At 61.6% G+C, this 18300-nt stretch carries 13 protein-coding genes; 12 read left to right on the plus strand and 1 reads right to left on the minus strand.

Going from position 1 to position 18300, the window contains the following annotated elements; genetic code table 11:
* Positions 1-419 precede the first annotated feature (419 nt).
* From U5G49_RS26215 to U5G49_RS26265, 11 genes are all read left to right on the plus strand, one after another.
* Complete coding sequence (locus tag U5G49_RS26215) at positions 420-1763, plus strand: adenylate/guanylate cyclase domain-containing protein (protein ID WP_026188741.1); 1344 nt, start codon at positions 420-422, stop codon at positions 1761-1763.
* Positions 1764-1917: 154 nt separating this feature from the next.
* Entirely contained in the window at positions 1918-3807 is a 1890-nt protein-coding gene (locus U5G49_RS26220) for an ABC transporter ATP-binding protein (RefSeq protein WP_193443794.1), read from the plus strand.
* Positions 3807-5714 (plus strand): ABC transporter substrate-binding protein, encoded by a 1908-nt coding sequence (locus tag U5G49_RS26225; RefSeq protein WP_193443796.1) that lies wholly within the window; start codon positions 3807-3809, stop codon positions 5712-5714. The genes U5G49_RS26220 and U5G49_RS26225 overlap by 1 nt, the downstream gene beginning before the upstream one ends.
* 4 nt (positions 5715-5718) lie before the next feature.
* Positions 5719-6717, plus strand: a complete 999-nt coding sequence (locus U5G49_RS26230; protein ID WP_018246261.1) for an ABC transporter permease — start codon at positions 5719-5721, stop codon at positions 6715-6717.
* Entirely contained in the window at positions 6717-7889 is a 1173-nt protein-coding gene (locus tag U5G49_RS26235; protein WP_193443799.1) for an ABC transporter permease, read from the plus strand. The genes U5G49_RS26230 and U5G49_RS26235 overlap by 1 nt, the downstream gene beginning before the upstream one ends.
* A 96-nt stretch (positions 7890-7985) precedes the next feature.
* Positions 7986-9194, plus strand: coding sequence for a glycosyltransferase family protein (locus tag U5G49_RS26240; RefSeq protein WP_018246259.1), 1209 nt, complete (start codon positions 7986-7988; stop codon positions 9192-9194).
* Positions 9195-9203: 9 nt separating this feature from the next.
* Positions 9204-10451, plus strand: coding sequence for a glycosyltransferase (locus tag U5G49_RS26245; RefSeq protein WP_018448783.1), 1248 nt, complete (start codon positions 9204-9206; stop codon positions 10449-10451).
* Positions 10433-11593: a glycosyltransferase family protein gene (locus U5G49_RS26250; RefSeq protein WP_193443801.1), complete on the plus strand. Its 1161-nt coding sequence runs from the start codon at positions 10433-10435 to the stop codon at positions 11591-11593. The genes U5G49_RS26245 and U5G49_RS26250 overlap by 19 nt, the downstream gene beginning before the upstream one ends.
* Before the next feature lie 182 nt (positions 11594-11775).
* Positions 11776-14490 (plus strand): ABC transporter ATP-binding protein, encoded by a 2715-nt coding sequence (locus U5G49_RS26255; protein ID WP_193443803.1) that lies wholly within the window; start codon positions 11776-11778, stop codon positions 14488-14490.
* A 102-nt stretch (positions 14491-14592) separates the two neighbouring features.
* Positions 14593-15060 carry a cyclic nucleotide-binding domain-containing protein gene (locus tag U5G49_RS26260; RefSeq protein WP_193443805.1) on the plus strand — a complete coding sequence of 156 codons (468 nt, stop codon included), beginning with the start codon at positions 14593-14595 and terminating at the stop codon, positions 15058-15060.
* 112 nt (positions 15061-15172) lie between these two features.
* Positions 15173-15334: a hypothetical protein gene (locus U5G49_RS26265; RefSeq protein WP_193443807.1), complete on the plus strand. Its 162-nt coding sequence runs from the start codon at positions 15173-15175 to the stop codon at positions 15332-15334.
* Positions 15335-15384: 50 nt separating this feature from the next.
* Here the strand turns inward: U5G49_RS26265 and U5G49_RS26270 are convergent, their stop codons facing one another.
* The gene (locus U5G49_RS26270) at positions 15385-16716 is read right to left on the minus strand and encodes an MFS transporter (protein WP_018246254.1); all 1332 of its coding nucleotides are present in this window, start codon (positions 16714-16716) and stop codon (positions 15385-15387) included.
* A 378-nt stretch (positions 16717-17094) separates the two neighbouring features.
* Here U5G49_RS26270 and cyoA point away from each other — a divergent pair, with 378 nt between their 5' ends.
* Entirely contained in the window at positions 17095-18279 is a 1185-nt protein-coding gene (gene cyoA / locus U5G49_RS26275; RefSeq protein WP_193443809.1) for a ubiquinol oxidase subunit II, read from the plus strand.
* Positions 18280-18300: the final 21 nt, after the last annotated feature.

Consider the following 18300-nt stretch of genomic DNA (forward strand, 5'->3'; position numbering starts at 1 on the left):
TGATCTAATGCATGATCCTGGCAAATTAAACCCGGGCTCCGTCTCTGACCTGACGAGGGGAGCAGAAAACACGGCCGCGACCCCTTGCGATGCTTATCGGATGTGGCTGACCCGGTGTGGCCGAAATGACTCGGTGACGGCCCTTGTGCAACTTGAGCGCACAAAAAAATGCGCATCCCATTGTTTCGCATTTGCAGCATCCCTATTTTGACTTTTGATAATGAACCACCTGGAAAGGACTACCCGTCCTATCCCGCTATTGGGAACTGAGGGCGCCGCTGCCGGGTTTTGGGCAGATCGTTGACACAATAATACCGCTCGTACATCCTGATTTCCTTGTGACCTGCGCATGAAAAATGTGCCGGCCGAGGGACTTTTGGCTCTTGGGGATGGCGTGCCTTATGAGGATCATACCGAGAATGAGCACGATCGAATCCAGCGTGTCCTCCATCCTGTTGGACCGGGTCGCTGAATGGCTGACGAACTCTTCGCTGGCCGGAGACGAGCTTGAAAATATCGTCCGTGGTTTCTGCGAAAGGCTCACGGCTGCAGGCCTGCCGCTTGCGCGCGTGCATCTTTCCTTTTCGATGTTGCATCCGCTTTACGATGCGCTCAGCTTCACCTGGCGGCGCGCCAGCGGCGTCACCATCGAAGGCTTCCGCATGCCCGCCGGGCAAAAGCCGGACCGCTTCCTGCAGAGCCCCTATTATTACCTGCTCGACAACAATCTGCAGCACATCCGCCGCCGGCTGCTGCAGGATGGGCCGAACGAATTTCCCATTTTCGAGGACCTGCGTAAGGACAGCATCACCGATTACCTCGCCTTCGTGCAGCCCTTCGGCGACGGCTCGGTGCAGGGCATGATGGGTTCCTGGTCGACGGACCATAACACCGGCTTTTCCGACGACATGATCGATGCGCTGCTCAGGATGCAGAACCATCTGGCGGTCGCCGCCAAGATGGCGGTGCTCGGCAAGCTCGCCAACAACATGCTGACCACCTATCTCGGCGGCGACGCCGGCAAGCGGGTGCTGAACGGCCAGATCCGCCGCGGCGACGGTGAGACGATCCGCGCAGCCCTCGTCATGGGCGACATGCGCGAATCCACCATGTATGCCGAAAAGGAAGGCCGGCAGGCCTATATCGACACGCTGAACCAGTTCTTCGATGCGATCGCCGCCCCATTCAACCGCAATGGCGGCGAGATCCTGAGTTTCCTCGGCGACGGCTTCCTCGCCGTCTATCCTTGCGGGCGCCACAAGGACCCATCGAAGATTGCCTGCGAGGCAGCGCTTTCGGCTGTCCACCAGGCGCAGGCGCGGGTCGCCGAGCTCAACAGGGACCGCGAGCAGAAAGGCCTATCCAGGGTCGGCTACGGCATCGGCCTGCATGTCGGTAATGTCATGTTTGGCAATGTCGGCCTCAAGGACCGCCTGACCTTCTCCGCCTTCGGCTCGGCGGTCAACGAGGTCCAGCGTCTGCAGATCCTGACCAAGAAATACGGCCGCGAGGTCGTCGCCAGCCAGGCCTTCGCCGGTTATTGCGGCGGCGAATGGACGACGCTCGGCGAGGAGAAGCTGCGCGGCATCCGCCAGAAGGTGACGGTGCTGCAACCGCGCGCGCCGGCGCCTGCAATCAATGTCGACGAGAGCTTCCGCGAGGCCGTGCAGAACGGACTTTCCGAAGCCGAGCAGGTCATTCTCCTGCATCGCGACGCCAAGAAACAGGTCACGCGCACCAGCATGGAGAAATTCATCCAGTAACAGCTTACAACCCGTCTCATAATCTGCGCGTCTCGCCTGGGGAACTTCGGCGGGACATGCTGGTTTTTCTATGATTGTCATCAGCTAGACACCCCGTTTGCGGTACGATAGTGTGCCTTAACGGGAACATAGAAGACTGGGGAATTTCATTGGTATGGCGTCTGCAGCCGATCTGTTGCGTATTGAAAATCTCGACGTCTCCTTCTCGGTTTTCGGTGACCGGTTACGCGTCGTAAAAGAAGCCAATCTTCGCATCCTTCCGGGCAAGGTCACCGCTCTCGTCGGTGAATCCGGCTCGGGAAAATCGGTGATCAGCCAGTCGGTCATGGGCATCCTGCCCAATCCGGCCAAGGCTACCGGCCGCATCCTCTTCACCGATCCGCTCGACGGAAGCACGACCGATATCCTGTCCTTTCCGCGCGACAGCGAGGAAATGCGCGATCTGCGCGGCCGGCGCATGGCGACGATCTTCCAGGAGCCGATGACCTCGCTGTCGCCGCTGCATACGATCGGCAATCAGATCAGCGAAGTGCTCCTGATCCATACCGAGGTCGACAAGCAGGAAGCCCGTGAAAGGACCGAGGAGATGCTCGGCCTGGTCGGGTTTTCCAACCCGCATCGAACCTACGACATGTATCCGTTCGAACTGTCCGGCGGGATGCGCCAGCGCGCGATGATCGCCATGGCGCTGATCTGCAAGCCGGCGCTTCTGATCGCCGACGAGCCGACGACGGCGCTCGACGTGACGATCCAGGCGCAGATCCTCGAATTGCTCCGCGAGTTGCAGGCCAAGCTCGGCATGGCCATGCTGCTCATCACCCACGATCTCGGCATCGTCGCCAACATGGCCGACGAGGTGGTCGTCATCTATCACGGCGAGATCATGGAAGCCGGGCCGGTCGAGGATATCTTCCGCAATCCGCAGCATCCCTATCTCAAGGGGCTGATGGCCGCCGTTCCGCATTTCGACATGAAACCCGGCGAGCGGCTGAAAGCGCTGCGCGATGTGAAGGTCAATCTCGAAGCCCTTGTCGGCATGAAGAAGCCGCGCCAGGCAGAGGCGCCGGGTATCCTGCTTTCCGTTGCCAATCTCTCGAAGACCTACAAGACGCGCAAGCGCAGTTTCTTCGGCAAGCACGAAGCCACCGTCCTGCGCGCCGTCGACGACGTCAGCTTCGACATCCGCCGCGGCGAATGTCTTGGCCTGGTCGGGGAGTCCGGCTGTGGCAAGACGACGCTCAGCAAGATCCTGATGCGTGCGATTACTCCCGATAGCGGCGCGGTGGTGTTCAACGACGGCAAGGAAGTCGTCGACGTCCTTGCCGTCAAAGGCGCCGAGCTGCAGGACATGCGGACCAAGATCCAGATGGTGTTCCAGGATCCGGTCTCCTCGCTCTCGCCGCGCATGACGGTGCGCAACATCCTGAGCGAACCGCTCGAGATCCATGACCGCGGCGACAGTGACGAGCGCAAGCGTAAGGTCGAGGGGCTGATGGCGGCAATCGGTCTCGACAAACGTTATCTTAGCCGTTACCCGCACAGTTTTTCGGGCGGCCAGCGCCAGCGCATCGGAATCGCGCGGGCACTCGCGCTCGGTCCAAAGCTCGTCATCCTCGACGAGCCGGTCTCGGCCCTCGACGTCTCCGTGCAGGCGCAGATCCTCAACCTGTTGAAGGACCTGCAGAAGGAGCTGGGGCTGACCTATCTCTTCATTTCGCATAATCTCGCCGTCGTCGATTACATGGCCGACCGCATTGCGGTGATGTGTAAGGGCCGCATCGTCGAAATCGCGCCGCGCGAGATCATCCTGCGTGATCCGGTGCACCCCTATACGAAATCGCTGCTTGCCGCCGTCCCCTTCCCCGATCTCGACCGACCGCTCGATTTCAAGGCGCTCAGGGAAAACGGCGCCGCCGACAAGCAGAACTGGGGCGTGACCTTCACTGCCGAGCATGACGATGCTTCCGAACTTGCCTATGCCGACCTCGGCGACGGCCATCTGGTGCGCGCCCGCAAGGGCGCCGATGCCAAGGAGCTGCGTTGATGGTGACGCGTCGCACATTCCTGGGCGGCCTCGTCGGCGCGGCGATTGCGCCGGCGGTTGTGAGGGCACAACAAGTCGCCGAGCCAGAATTCCTGAAGGAGCGCCTTGCATCAGGTGGCCTGCCGCCGATGGCCGAGCGCATTCCTGTGCGCCCGCGCATCGTCAACCTGAAAGAGATGGGGCTCGAACCCGGTGCCTACGGCGGCACGGTGCGCACGATCATCGGCAGCCAGCGCGACATCCGCTTCATGACGATCTACGGCTATGCCCGCCTGGTCGGCTACGACAAGCACCTGCAATTCCAGCCGGACATCCTGGCCGGTTTCCAGTCCGAGGACGACACGGTCTTCACCTTCACGCTGCGCGAGGGCCATAAATGGTCCGACGGCCAGCCGTTCACGGCCGACGATTTCCGCTACTGGTGGGAAGACGTCATCCTGAACGACAAGCTGACGCCCGGCGGCGGGGCGCTGGAGCTTCGTCCGCACGGCAGCCTGCCGCGCTTCGAGATGCTCGATCCGCTGACCGTGCGCTACACCTGGGAAAAACCCAACCCGATGTTCCTGCCGACATTGGCGGGCCCCCAGCCGCTCGTCATCTTCGGCCCCGGTCATTATCTCAAGCAGTTCCACAAGAAGTTCCAGCCCGACCAGGCCAAGATGGACGAGCTGATGAAGACCTACCGCGTCAAGAAATGGCAGGATCTGCACATCAAGATGGCGCGTTCCTATCGTCCGGAAAATCCGAACCTGCCGACGCTCGATCCCTGGCGCAATACGACGCCGCTGCCGTCCGAGCAGTTCGTCTTCGAGCGCAACCCGTTCTTCCACCGCATCGACGAGACCGGCCGGCAGCTTCCCTATCTCGACCGTTTCATCCTCAACGTCTCCTCGTCGTCGATCATCGCCGCCAAGGCGGGTGCAGGCGAAGCCGACCTGCAGGTGACCGGCATCGATTTCAACGACTACACCTTCCTGAAGGAGGCCGAGAAGCGCTTTCCGGTAAAGGTCAATCTCTGGAAGCTTGCGCGCGGTTCGCGCATCACGCTGCTGCCGAACCTCAACTGCGCCGACGAGGTGTGGCGCGGCCTGTTCCGCGATGTGCGCCTGCGCCGCGCTTTGTCGCTGGCGATCGACCGGCACGAGGTCAATATGGTGGCCTTCTACGGCCTCGGCACGCCAAGCGCCGATACCGTCCTGCCCGACAGCCCGCTCTTCAAGCAGGAATATGCCGACGCCTTCGTGAAGTTCGATCCCGACGAGGCCAACCGCCTGCTTGACGAGCTCGGCTTGACCAAGCGCGACGACGACGGCATCCGGCTGCTGCCCGACGGGCGGCGCGCCGAGATCACCGTCGAGACCGCCGGCGAGAGCAATCTCGACACCGATGTGCTGGAGCTGGTGCACGACCACTGGGCCAATATCGGCCTTGCGCTTTATACCCGCACCTCGCAGCGCGACGTCTTCCGCAACCGCGCGATGAGCGGTTCGATCATGATGTCGATCTGGTACGGCCTCGACAATGGCGTGCCGACGGCCGACATGTCGCCCGCAGGCCTTGCGCCAACACTCGACGATCAGCTGCAATGGCCGCTCTGGGGCATGCATTACCTCTCCGCGGGCCAGGAGGGCGTCGCACCGGATCTGCCTGAGGCTGCGGAACTGGTCGACCTGCTTGGCCAATGGGGCTCGACGGCGAAATTCGAGGAGCGCCAGGTGATCTGGCACAAGATGCTGTCGCTCTATACGCAGCAGGTATTTTCGATCGGCCTGATCAACAGCACGCTGCAGCCGGTTCTTCGCGCCGCCAAACTGCAGAACCTGCCGGAGAAAGCGCTCTACGGCTTCGATCCCACCTCCTATCTCGGCGTCTATATGCCGGATGCATTCTGGTATAAGGAGGCCTGAGGCCGTGCTCAGATATATTCTCTGGCGCATCGCCGCCATGGTGCCGACGCTCTTCGTCATTTCGGCGCTGGTCTTCACCATCATCGAGCTGCCGCCCGGCGACTTCTTCGAGAGCCAGATCGCCGAGCTGCGTGCCTCCGGTGAGACCGCCAACCTTCAGGAAATCGAGGAGATGCGCCAGCAATACGGCTTCGACAAGCCGGAGATCGTGCGCTATTTTTACTGGGTCGGCGGCATGCTGCACGGTGACTTCGGGTACTCCTTCGAATATCAGCTGCCGGTCTCCGACGTGGTCGGCGACCGCCTCTGGCTGACGATGCTCGTCTCCTTCACGACGATCCTGCTCACCTGGCTGATCGCCTTTCCGATCGGCATCTATTCGGCCACGCACCAATACAGCTGGGGTGACTACGGGCTGACGTTCCTCGGCCTGATGGGCATCGCCATTCCGAACTTCATGCTGGCTCTGATCCTGATGTATTTCGCCAATATCTGGTTCGGCATCTCGATCGGGCACTTGATGGACCAGCAATATATCTCGGCGCCGATGAGCTGGGAGAAGGCACGATCGATCCTCTCTCACCTCTGGATCCCGGTCATCATCGTCGGCACGGCAGGCACGGCCGGCATGATCCGGCGGCTGCGCGCCAACCTGCTCGACGAGATGCAGAAGCAATATGTCGTCACCGCGCGCGCCAAGGGCCTGCCGCCCCTCAAGGCGCTGCTCAAATACCCGCTGCGCATGGCGCTCAACTTCTTCGTCGCCGATATCGGCTCGATCCTTCCGTCGATCATCTCGGGGGCCGAGATCGTCGCGATCGTGCTGTCGCTGGAGACGACGGGGCCGATGCTCATCAAGGCACTTCAGAGCCAGGACATGTATCTCGCCGGCTCCTTCCTGATGTTCCTGGCCTTCCTCAATGTCATCGGCGTGCTGATCTCAGACATCGCACTCGGCTTCCTTGATCCCCGCATCCGTCTGCAAGGCAGGAGCACCAAATAATGTCGCCCCTTCCTGCACCCGGCGCGCCGCTTGCGCATTACGTCTCGACCGCTCCTTTCGATCCGCACGCGACCGAAAGCATGACGGCGGCGCAATCGCGCATCCATCTCGCCTCGCAGAAGCAGCTGATGTGGTGGAAGTTCAAGCAGCACAGGCTCGCTTTGATCTCCGGCATCTTTCTCGCCGCCGTCTACCTGATGATCCTGATCGTCGAGTTCCTGGCGCCCTACGGCCTGCACACGCGCAATGTCGATTTCATCCATGCACCGCCGCAGCGCGTCCACTTCTTCGACAAGGGCAGCTTCGTCGGTCCCTTCGTCTACGGCCGGAGCATGACGCTCGATATCGACACGCTCCACCGGGTCTATACCGACAAGAAGAATGACGTGCAGCCGATTCGTTTCTTCTGCCGCGGCGATGGCTATAAATTCTGGGGCTTTGTCGCCTCGAACTATCATCTTGTCTGCCCGGCGATCGGCGGGCAGATGTTCCTGCTCGGCACCGACCGGCTCGGCCGCGACGTGCTGTCGCGCATCCTTTACGGCGCGCGGATATCGCTGACGATCGGTCTGATTGGCATTTCGATCAGCTTCGTGCTCGGCATCATCATCGGCGGCCTTGCCGGTTATCGCGGCGGCCTTTTCGATCTCATCGTCCAGCGCCTGATCGAAGTGCTGCAATCGCTGCCGAGCCTGCCGCTCTGGATGGCGCTGGCAGCCATCATGCCGGTGACGTGGAGCCCGATCGTCATCTATTTCGGCATCACCGTCATCCTCGGCATCATCGACTGGACGGGGCTGGCGCGTGCCGTGCGCTCCAAACTCCTGGCGCTGCGTGAGGAGGATTATGTCCAGGCCGCACAGCTGATGGGCGCCAGCACGCCGCGCATCATCGGCCGACATCTGGTGCCGGGCTTCATGTCGCATCTCATCGCTTCGGCGACGATTTCCATCCCCGGCATGATCCTTGGAGAGACCGCGCTCTCCTTCCTAGGCCTCGGCCTTCGTCCGCCGATCACCAGCTGGGGCATTCTGCTGACCGAGGCAAAAAGCGTCAGCGTCATCGCCTTCTATCCATGGCTGCTCTATCCGATCATTCCTGTTGTTCTTGTCATTTTGGCGTTCAACTTTCTGGGAGACGGCTTGCGTGATGCGGCAGATCCCTACAAATAGCAGGAAATGCGGCGGTACGTCACGGCACCGCCCCCTCCTCTTGGCCTCCCGACGGTGGGGGCACTAAGTATGTCGCTCACCCCAGAAGGGATGCCCATGTCCAGACGTCTCGAAGATGCGCGCATCCTCATGTACAGCCACGACACCTTCGGTCTCGGCCATCTGCGCCGCTGTCGCGCCATCGCCCATGCGCTGGTGGAGGATTATCGCGGCCTCAACATTCTGATCATTTCGGGTGCCACGATCGCCGGCGCCTTCGACTACCGCGCCCGCGTCGACTTCGTGAAGATCCCGAGCGTCATCAAGCTGCGCAACGGCGAATATACGTCGCTTGCCAGCCATATCGACCTGCACGAGACGTTGAAGATGCGCGAGTCGAGCATTCGCCACACGGCCGAGACCTTCCAGCCAGATATCTTCATCGTCGACAAGGAACCGATGGGGCTGAAGGGCGAGGTCGAGGATACGTTGGCTTATCTCAAGGCTCGCGGTACCGTCCTGGTGCTCGGCCTGCGCGAGATCATGGACGCGCCGCATCTGCTCGAGGCCGAGTGGAAGAAGAACAGCATCATGCAGAAGATCGACCAATATTACGACAGCGTCTGGGTCTATGGTCCGCCGGATTTCTACGATCCGCTGATCGGCCTCGACGTGCCGGCCAGCCTGCGCCGGAAGATGGATTTCGTCGGCTTCCTGCAGCGCAGCGTCTCCAGGGGAAAGACCTCAATCAACGCCCGCAAGGATAATTACATCCTCGTCACGACTGGTGGTGGCGGCGACGGCTCCGATCTCGTCCACGACGTCATGAACGCCTACGAGGCCGACCCGACGCTGACGCAGAAGGCGCTCGTCGTGCTCGGTCCCTATATGCCGGCCGCCGAGCGGGCCAAGCTGGTGCAGAAGGGAGAAGCGATCCCCTATATCGAGGTGATCGAGTTCGACAACCACATGGAAGAGCTGATCGACAGCGCCACCGGCGTCGTCGCCATGGGCGGCTACAACACCTATTGCGAGATCCTCTCCTTCGACAAGCCGGCCCTCATCGTGCCGCGCGTCAAGCCACGCGAGGAACAACTGCTGCGCGCCCAGCGGGCAAGCGAGCTCGGCCTCGTCGACATGCTGCTGCCGGATCAGTCGGTCGACCCCACCATCATGGCCGAAGCGCTGAAGCGCCTGCCCTTCCGCCAGCCGCCGTCGAAGAGCGGCGGCAATATGCGTCTCGAAGGGCTGGACCATATCTCGCAGACCGTCGGCCGGTGGATCGACGGCCGCGGCAGCCACCTTTCCCTCGTCGGCGCGGAATAGGGCACAGCCTTGCCGCCACGCCGCAAGATCCTCGTTGTGCTGAAGGGCTATCCCCGCCTTTCGGAAACCTTCATCGCCCAGGAGCTGCTCGGCCTCGAAAAGGCCGGCTTCGACCTCACGCTGATTTCGATGCGCCGGCCGACCGACAAGAAGCGCCATCCCGTGCATGACGAGATCCGGGCGCGTGTCGTCTATCTGCCGGAATATCTACACGAAGAGCCAATCCGCGTGCTGAAAGGCCTGGCCGCCGGTTTCTCCAAACCCGGCTTCAAGACGCTGATGAAACGCTTCCTCGCCGACCTCAAGCGCGACCTCTCCCGCAACCGTTTCCGCCGTCTCGGCCAGGCACTGGTGCTGGGGCGTGAATGGCCGGACGAGGGCGAATGGCTGCATGCCCATTTCATCCACACGCCGGCCTCGGTGACGGAATATGCGAGCATCCTCACGGACACCCCCTGGACCTGCTCGGCGCACGCCAAGGACATTTGGACGTCGCCCGACTGGGAGCTGAACGAGAAACTCGGCAGCGCCCGCTGGACCGTCACCTGCACCAGGACGGGCTATGAACACATGCGGACGCTGACATCACGCAAAGAGACCGTGCACTTGAGTTACCACGGTCTCGATCTTGCCCGTTTCGGCCATTTTGCCGGCGAGCGCTCGGACCGGACCGGGAGCGATCCCGACGATCCGGCCTTCATCCTCAGCGTCGGCCGCGCCGTCGAGAAAAAGGGTTACGACGTGCTGCTGCGGGCGCTGGCACTGCTACCTGCCGATCTTAACTGGCGCATGGACCATATCGGCGGCGGCGAGGAGCTTGGGAAACTGAAGGCGCTGGCCACGGAACTCGGCATTTCCCCTCGCATCGTCTGGAAGGGCGCCATGGCACAGGAAGACGTGCTCGATCATTACCGCCGCGCCGACCTCTTCGCACTTGCCTGCCGCATCGCCGCCAACGGCGACCGCGACGGCCTGCCGAACGTCCTGGTCGAGGCATCGAGCCAGCGGCTCGTCTGCCTCTCGACCGAAGTATCCGGGGTGCCTGAGCTCCTGAAGAACGGTGAAAACGGCCTCGTCGTGCCGCCGGAGGACCCGGCGCTGCTGGCCAGAGCGCTGGAGGCGGCAATCCGCGACCCAGCACTGCGCAAGCGTCTCGGCGACGCAGCCGAAAACCAGGTGCGCGAACATTTCGACTATCACTCCAGCATCAGACAGCTCACCGGCCTGTTCGAGGCCGAATGGCAGAAGGCGTCATGACGGCAGCGCGTATTTTCTTCTATGTCCAGCATCTGCTTGGCATCGGCCACATAGCCCGCGCCAGCCGCATCGCCAATGCGCTTGTCGAAGACGGTTTTGACGTGACTGTCGTGACCGGCGGCCTGCCTGTGCCGGGCTTTCCGGGCGAGGGTATAAAGACCGTGGCCTTGCCGGCGGTCGTTGCCAGCAATGCCGGTTTTTCCGGCCTCGCCGATGCAAATGGCCGGCCAGCGGGCGAGGATTTCCTCAATGCCCGCCGCGCGCTGCTTCTCGATGCCTTCCATGCCGCCAGGCCCGATGTCGTCATCATCGAAGCCTTCCCCTTCGGCCGGCGACAGATGCGCTTCGAACTCTTGCCCTTGCTCGAGGCGATCGAAAAGGCCGAACCTCGGCCGAAACTCCTAAGCTCGGTGCGCGACATCCTGCAGGAAAACCGCAAGGCAGGCCGCGACGCGGAGACCGCCAAGCTGGTCAAGGATCATTTCGATGCCGTGCTCGTCCACGGCGATCCCGATTTCATCAGGCTCGAGGACACCTTCCCGCTGACATCCGAGATCGCCGACAGGCTGCGTTATACCGGCCTCGTCGCACCACCGCCGGCGCCGGAACCGACCGAGACATTCGACATCATCGCATCGGCGGGCGGCGGCGCGGTCGGTGCTGCACTGATCGGCGCGGCCAAAGAGGCAGCAGCGCTGCTACCCGCCGATCTTCGGTGGCTGCTGGTCGCCGGCCCCAACCTGCCGGAGGCCGATTTCGCCGCGCTGTCTGAGGATGCCGCCCCGAATGTGACGCTGGTGCGCTTCCGAAAGGATTTTCCCTCGCTGCTGCGTAGCGCCAAGGTGTCGATCTCGCAGGCAGGCTACAATACCGTCGGCGATCTCCTGCGCACCGAGTGCCGGGCGATCCTCATCCCCTTCGTCGCCGGCGGCGAGACCGAGCAGTCGGTGCGCGCCGAACGGCTGCAGGCACTCGGCCTTGCCGATATTCTGCCGGAAGACGGACTGACGTCGGACCATGTGAAGGAGGCCGTCGAAAAGGCACTCGCGGCACAGATAAGGGCGCCAGTCTTGCTCGATCTCGCCGGAGCGGAGAAAACCGCCGCCATCATTCGCTCCATGATTGCCGAATCCCTCGCCTAATCCAAAATTCCTGTGATATAAGCAGAGTTCCGGCGAGAATCGGCATTTCTGCAGCCGGTCGCTTCGCCTTGTTTTCATTGCGATATCGGCGGTCCGGCTGCATGGTCCTGTTCTCAAAATTCCTCCCCGTCCCGGCGCCCGGATCGCGCCCCCGGAATTTCCCAGCAAGCTGACGGTTAGCCATGGAAAAAAGCCTCGCCCGCTACATCTGGAAGAACACGCGGCTGCAGCAGCTGTGGATTCTGGCTGTCGTCGCCGCCTCGATGGTGCCCTACTTCCTGTCCTTCGACCTGCCGAAGCAGATCGTCAACGGACCGATTCAGGGTGACGGCTTCGAAGGTCCGGGCGCAAGGCAGACCTTCATGCATATTGCCTATGACATCCCGCTGATCGGCCATGTCGAATTCTTCCAAGGGTTGCAGCTCAATCGTTTCCAGATGTTGATGGCCCTCAGCCTGGTGTTTCTGGCGCTGGTGGTGCTGAACGGCCTCTTCAAGTTCTACATCAACACCTATAAAGGCCGGCTCGGCGAGCGCATGCTGCGCCGTATCCGCTTCGAGCTGATCGACCGGGTGCTGCGTTTTCCGCCCATCCACTTCAAGCGGGTAAAATCGGCCGAAATCGCCACCATGATCAAGGACGAGGTGGAGCCGATGGGCGGCTTCACCGGCGATGCCTTCGTCTCCCCTGCCCTTCTTGGCGGCCAGGCGATCACGGCGCTCGCCTTCATCATCGTGCAGAATTTCTGGCTCGGCATGATCGCCGCCGGGATCGTCGGCGTGCAGGCGATCGTCATTCCCCGCATGCGCAAGCGGCTGCTGGATCTCGGCCGCCAGCGGCAGCTGACGGCGCGCGAACTCTCCGGCCGCGTCGGCGAAATCGTCGACGGCATCGGCACGATCCACGGCAACGACACATCGAACCTCGAGCGCGCCGACATCGCCTCGCGGCTCGGCCGGATCTTCTCGATCCGCTACGACCTTTACCAGTGGAAGTTCCTGGTGAAGTTCATCAACAATTTCCTCGCCCAGGTCACGCCGTTTCTGTTTTACGCCATCGGCGGCTACCTGGCGCTACAGGGCCGGCTCGACATCGGCCAGCTCGTCGCCGTCATCTCAGCCTACAAGGACCTGCCCGGCCCGCTGAAGGAACTGATCGACTGGGACCAGATGCGCCAGGACGTGCAGGTGAAGTACCAGCAGGTCTACGAGCAGTTCAATGTCGAGCCGCTGATCGACAGCCGTATCCAGGAACTCGCGACGGCCCCGGTCGGCGCACTGACCAGCGCGCTCGTCGTCACCAATCTTTCGCTCTCCGACGACAGCGGCGCCCGCCTCGTCGACCACGTCTCCGTCGAGATCAAGCCGAACGAGACGGTGGCGATCGTCGGGCCGAATGGCAGCGGCGCGGAAGCCTTCGCCGAAGCGCTCGGCCGCATGGTCTGGCCGGACTCCGGCCGCATCACCATCGACGGGCGCGATCTCCTGGACCTGCCGGAATCGATTACCGGCCGGCGGATCTCCTATGCCTCGGCCGACACCTTCTTCTTCCACGGCACGCTGGCCAGCAATCTGCTCTACGGCCTCAAACATGCGCCGATGACCGATCCCGTTTACGACGAGCGGGAAGCGCTGGAGTACAAATGGCATTCCGCCGAGGCAGAGAAGGCCGGCAATCCGACGCTCGACCTCAACAGCGACTGGGTGGACTACAAGGCCGCCGGCGCCAGCGGGCCCGAGGACCTGCTGAAAGCGATCCGCCCGGTGCTCGACGCCGTCCTGATCTCGCAGGACATCCTCGATCTGGCGCTGCGCTCGACCGTCAATACCGATGTGCATGTGGCAGTCAGCAACCACGTCGTGGCGCTCCGCGCCTCGCTGCGCGACCGGCTGCGCGACGAGGGGCTCGACACGATCGTCGTGCCTTTCGATTTCGACGCCTACAACGCCCAGGCGACGGTTGGCGAGAATTTGCTCTTCGGCACGATGAAGCGGCCTTTGATGACCAATCGGAGGCTTGCCGCGCATCCCTATTTCCAGGAGCTCTTCCGTGAAACCGGCCTCAGCACGGATCTCTACGCCATGGGCCTCGAGATCGCCGAGAACGCGGTGGAACTCTTCCACGACCTGCCGCCGGACCATCCTTTCTTCCAGCAGCTGACCTTCATGACGGCGGACGACATTCCGACTTACCAGGCGCTGCTGCAGAAGCTGCAAAGCCGCCGCTTCGAGGACGCCACGCCCGAGGAACGTTCGGCCATCATCCGGCTGAGTTTTGCCTATATCGAGCCGCGCCACCGCTTCGGCTTGCTGACGAACGAGCTCATGGACAAGATCGTCAACGCCCGCAAGCAGTTCCACGAGCATATTCCGGCCGATCTCGCCGAGCTGATCGAGCGCTACGATGCCGAGCGTTTCACCCCGTCGGCAAGCTTGATGGATAATGTGCTCTTCGGCCGTATCGCCTATCAGCAAGCCGACGCCTCCGACCGCATCCGCGGCATCATGGGCGAACTGTTCGATGCGCTCGACCTTTATGACGACGTGCTGTCGATCGGCCTCGAATTCGACGTCGGCTCCGGCGGCAAGCGACTGACCATGGTGCAGCGGCAGAAGCTGAACCTTGCCCGCGCGCTGTTGAAGCGCTCGGACTATTTCATCTTCAACCGGCCACTGTCGGCGCTCGACCAACGGGTTCAGGATCAGATCACCCGCAACATCATCGAAGGCCTGCACGAAGAAGGCCATCGGCCGGCGATCATCTGGGTGCTTTCTAATGCCCGGCTGGCGGAGAAGTTCGACCGGATCCTGCTCTTCGATCGCGGCGGATTGGCGGAGGCTGGAAACTATCCGGAACTTTCCGAGAAAAACGGGATGTTCAAGGAACTGTTATCGTAATATTCTATAGGGGCGGCGATGGTGGGTGTTCCCGATGGGGAACACCTCGGAGTTTGAAGATGCCTGGTCCTGTGGACCCTGCGTCAGGGGATTGAAACGCTCATGCTGTTGAGAGACGAAGTCGAAATGCTGCGACGGGTGCCGATCTTTTCAAGGATCGCGCCAGCAAAGCTCAAGCTTTTGGCCTTTACCTCCGATCGCATGACCTACAAGGCCGGACAGGATCTCTTCCATCAGGGCGATGTCGGTGACGCCGCCTATGTCATCCTCTCGGGTACCGCCGATATCGTCGTCTCCTCGCCGGCGGGCGAGATCAAGGTCGCCGATGTCGAACCCAATTCGATCGTCGGCGAAATCGACATTCTCTGCGACGTCTCGCGCACGGCAACGGTGCGCGCCACCTCGCCGCTCGAAGTGCTGCGCATCAGCAAGGAGCACTTCCTGAAGCTGCTCAGCGACTTCCCCGAGATGGCTGTGGAAATCATGCGGGTGCTGGCGGACCGCCTGAACCACACCACCGCGGAGCTGACCGCAGCCCGGGCGGCGAAACAGCCGCAGATGGCGCAGTAGGTTTTCAAAGCAAGATTTCGGCGGCCATTTCTGTGCGCGTTGAACGAGGCGCGAAATTTCCACCTGTTCGATTTTCTGGCGAACACGATAGATCACGATAAAAGATCGTGAAATGACCAGTTGGCGCGTTCCACCAATTCGTCCTGACCGGCTGATCGATTCGCAAATCGGTCTGACGCTCGATCTCATCAAGCTGGCTTATCGCAGCCGTGCGAAAACTTGTTCAGATCGCAAGAAAGCAATTCAGTTTATCGCCGACCAGAATGTCGGCTAAAAACAAAAGCCTGCATGGTTTCCCATGCAGGCCTCTGGGTTCAAGTCCGTCTATTCGCGCTGCTCCAGCGCCCTGCTGAAGGCGAGTGCTGCAAGGGTGCAGATGGCGCCCGACAGCAGGTAGTAGCCGACGAAGGGCAGGCCGAAGCGGCTGGAAAGGCTGAGCGCCACCAGCGGTGCAAAACCTGCGCCGATCAGCCAGGCCAGGTCCGAGGTGAAGGCAGCGCCGGTATAGCGGTAGCCGCGGCCGAAGCGGGAAGAGATCGAGCCCGTCGCCTGGCCGAAGGAAAGGCCGAGCACGCCGAAGCCGATGATGACGAAAGCGTCATGACCGCTGTTTCCGGACGCGATCAGGATCGGCCCGACGAAGCTGAAGATAGCGATGATGACGGCGCAGATGGCAAGCTGGGCGCGCCGACCGATACGGTCGGCGATCAGGCCTGACGCGATGATGGTGACAATGCCGACCATGGCGCCGACCACCTGCACCACCATGAAGGCGCCGATCGGCTGGTTGCCGTAAAGGCTCATCCAGCCGAGCGGGAAGATGGTGACGAGGTGGAACATCGCAAAGCTCGCCAGCGGCACGAAGGCGCCGATCAGGATGTCGCGGCCATGGACACGCAGCACGTCGAGGATGGGAGCTGCTTCCAGTTCGTGCTGTTCCAGCAGCGTGCCGAATTCCTTGGTCATGACCAGGCGCAGACGCGCAAACAGCGCCACGACATTGATGGCAAAAGCGACGAAGAAGGGATAACGCCAGCCCCAGGAGAGGAAATCCTCATTGGAAAGATTGGCGACGAAATAACCGAAGAGCGTGCTGGCCAGCGCAAAACCAATCGGCGCGCCGAGCTGCGGGATCATCGCATACCAGCCGCGGTGCTTGGCCGGCGCATTGAGCGCGAGCAGCGAGGCAAGGCCATCCCAGGCGCCGCCGAGCGCGAAGCCCTGGCCGAGACGGAAGAGCGCCAGCAAGGCGATCGACCAGACGCCGATCTCGTTGTAACCCGGCAGGAAGGCGATCGAGGCCGTTGAGCCGCCGAGCAGGAAAAGCGCGATCGTCAGCTTGGTGCCACGGCCGTACAGCCGGTCGATCGTCATGAAGACCACGGAGCCCACCGGGCGCGCCAGGAAGGCCAGCGAGAAGATGGCGAAGGAATAGAGCGTTCCCGTCAGCCTGTCCGGAGCAAAGGGGAAAATCAGCTGTGGAAAGACCAGGACCGAGGCAAGGCCATAGACGAAGAAATCGAAGAATTCCGACATGCGGCCGATCACCACGCCGATGGCGATGCTGCCCGGCGAAACCGGCTTGTCGTCGTGAATGCGCCGCGCGTCGCGTTCCAGCGACGACGACGACGGTCCGTAATGCGATGTTGTAGCCATAAAACGCCTCCCTCGTTGAAGCGCTTTCGGCAAGGCGCCTCAGCCTGATCTTGATCAAACCTGCAGGCTTATCAAGTCCGTAAGACGTAAATAGTTCATCATGGCGGCTCAAAATGAGGCGTGGACGGAAAAAACAGCGTGATCCGGACCGCGATTTTGCGATGGGATGCTGGCCTGGCCGGTTCAGGCGGATATATTGTTTGGAACATGCGCTCGCCGAAGAATCCTTCTTGATTTCATCAGGATTTCAAAGCTGTAGTGCAACATGATTCTTGCCGCAGTGCGGCATGATTGCTGCACTGCGACCAAACACCTCATGTCGCTATCTGGTCCAGTGCGTTAGTCGCGGAACAAACGAAACAACAAGAGCTTAGAGACGTGCCAAAACTCGCGAAGTTTTCCCGCCTTCTATCCGTCTTGCCGCTGCTTTTCCTGGCAGGATGCAACATGGTGGTCATGGCGCCTTCCGGCGACATCGCCATGCAACAGCGTGATCTCATCGTCATCTCGACGGTGCTGATGCTTTTGATCATCATACCGGTGATCTTCCTGACGCTGTTCTTCGCCTGGCGCTACCGACGTTCCAATACGGCCGCCACCTACGCGCCGGAATGGCACCATTCGACCCGCCTCGAAATCGTGATCTGGGCGGCACCGCTTGCGATCATCATCGCTCTCGGCGCCGTCACCTGGATTTCCACCCATAAGCTCGACCCCTACCGCCCGCTCGACCGCCTCGATGCGGAGCGCGCCATTCCGGCTGATACCAAGCCCTTGAACGTCGAGGTCGTGGCGCTCGACTGGAAGTGGCTGTTCTTCTATCCCGAACTCGGCATTGCCACCGTCAACGAACTCGCTGCCCCCGTGGACATGCCGATCAATTTCAAGATCACCGCCTCCTCGGTGATGAACTCCTTCTACATCCCTGCCCTTGCCGGCCAGATCTATGCCATGCCGGGCATGGAGACGAAGCTGCATGCCGTCATCAACAAGGAAGGCGAATATGAGGGCTTTTCCGCCAATTATAGCGGTGCAGGCTTCTCGCACATGCGCTTCAAGTTCCACGGCCTGAACCGAGAGGGATTTGACGCCTGGGTGGCGCAGGTCAAGCAGCAAGGAACGATGCTCAACCGCGACGCCTATCTGAAGCTCGAGAAGCCGAGCGAGAAGGAACCGGTGCGTTATTATGCCGGGGCCGACGCCGACCTTTACAACGCCATCCTCAATATGTGCGCCACGCCAGGCAAAATGTGCATGAGCGAGATGATGCACATCGACATGATGGGCGGCGGTGGCAAGGAAAGTGCCGAGAACCGCGAGAAGCTGCAATATGACACCCGTCACGCCGACGAAGGTATCGTGGCGCCCGCCGCCACCGTGCCGGCGACGGGTGCTCCGGCCCGAAGCGAGCCCGCCGAGCGTACCGACGGCAACAGCATGCAGAACGACATGCCCGGCATGCCTAGCACGCCCGGAATGGACATGCAGCATGAGGGCCATTCCATGCCCGGCATGAGCAATGGCGCCGATCCGGCGCCGGCGCAGCTCAACAACAACAATTAACCTGGCGCTTTGCGTCGCAAG

Origin of the sequence: Rhizobium indigoferae, from assembly GCF_034554815.1 — a bacterium.
Classification (GTDB): domain Bacteria; phylum Pseudomonadota; class Alphaproteobacteria; order Rhizobiales; family Rhizobiaceae; genus Rhizobium; species Rhizobium leguminosarum.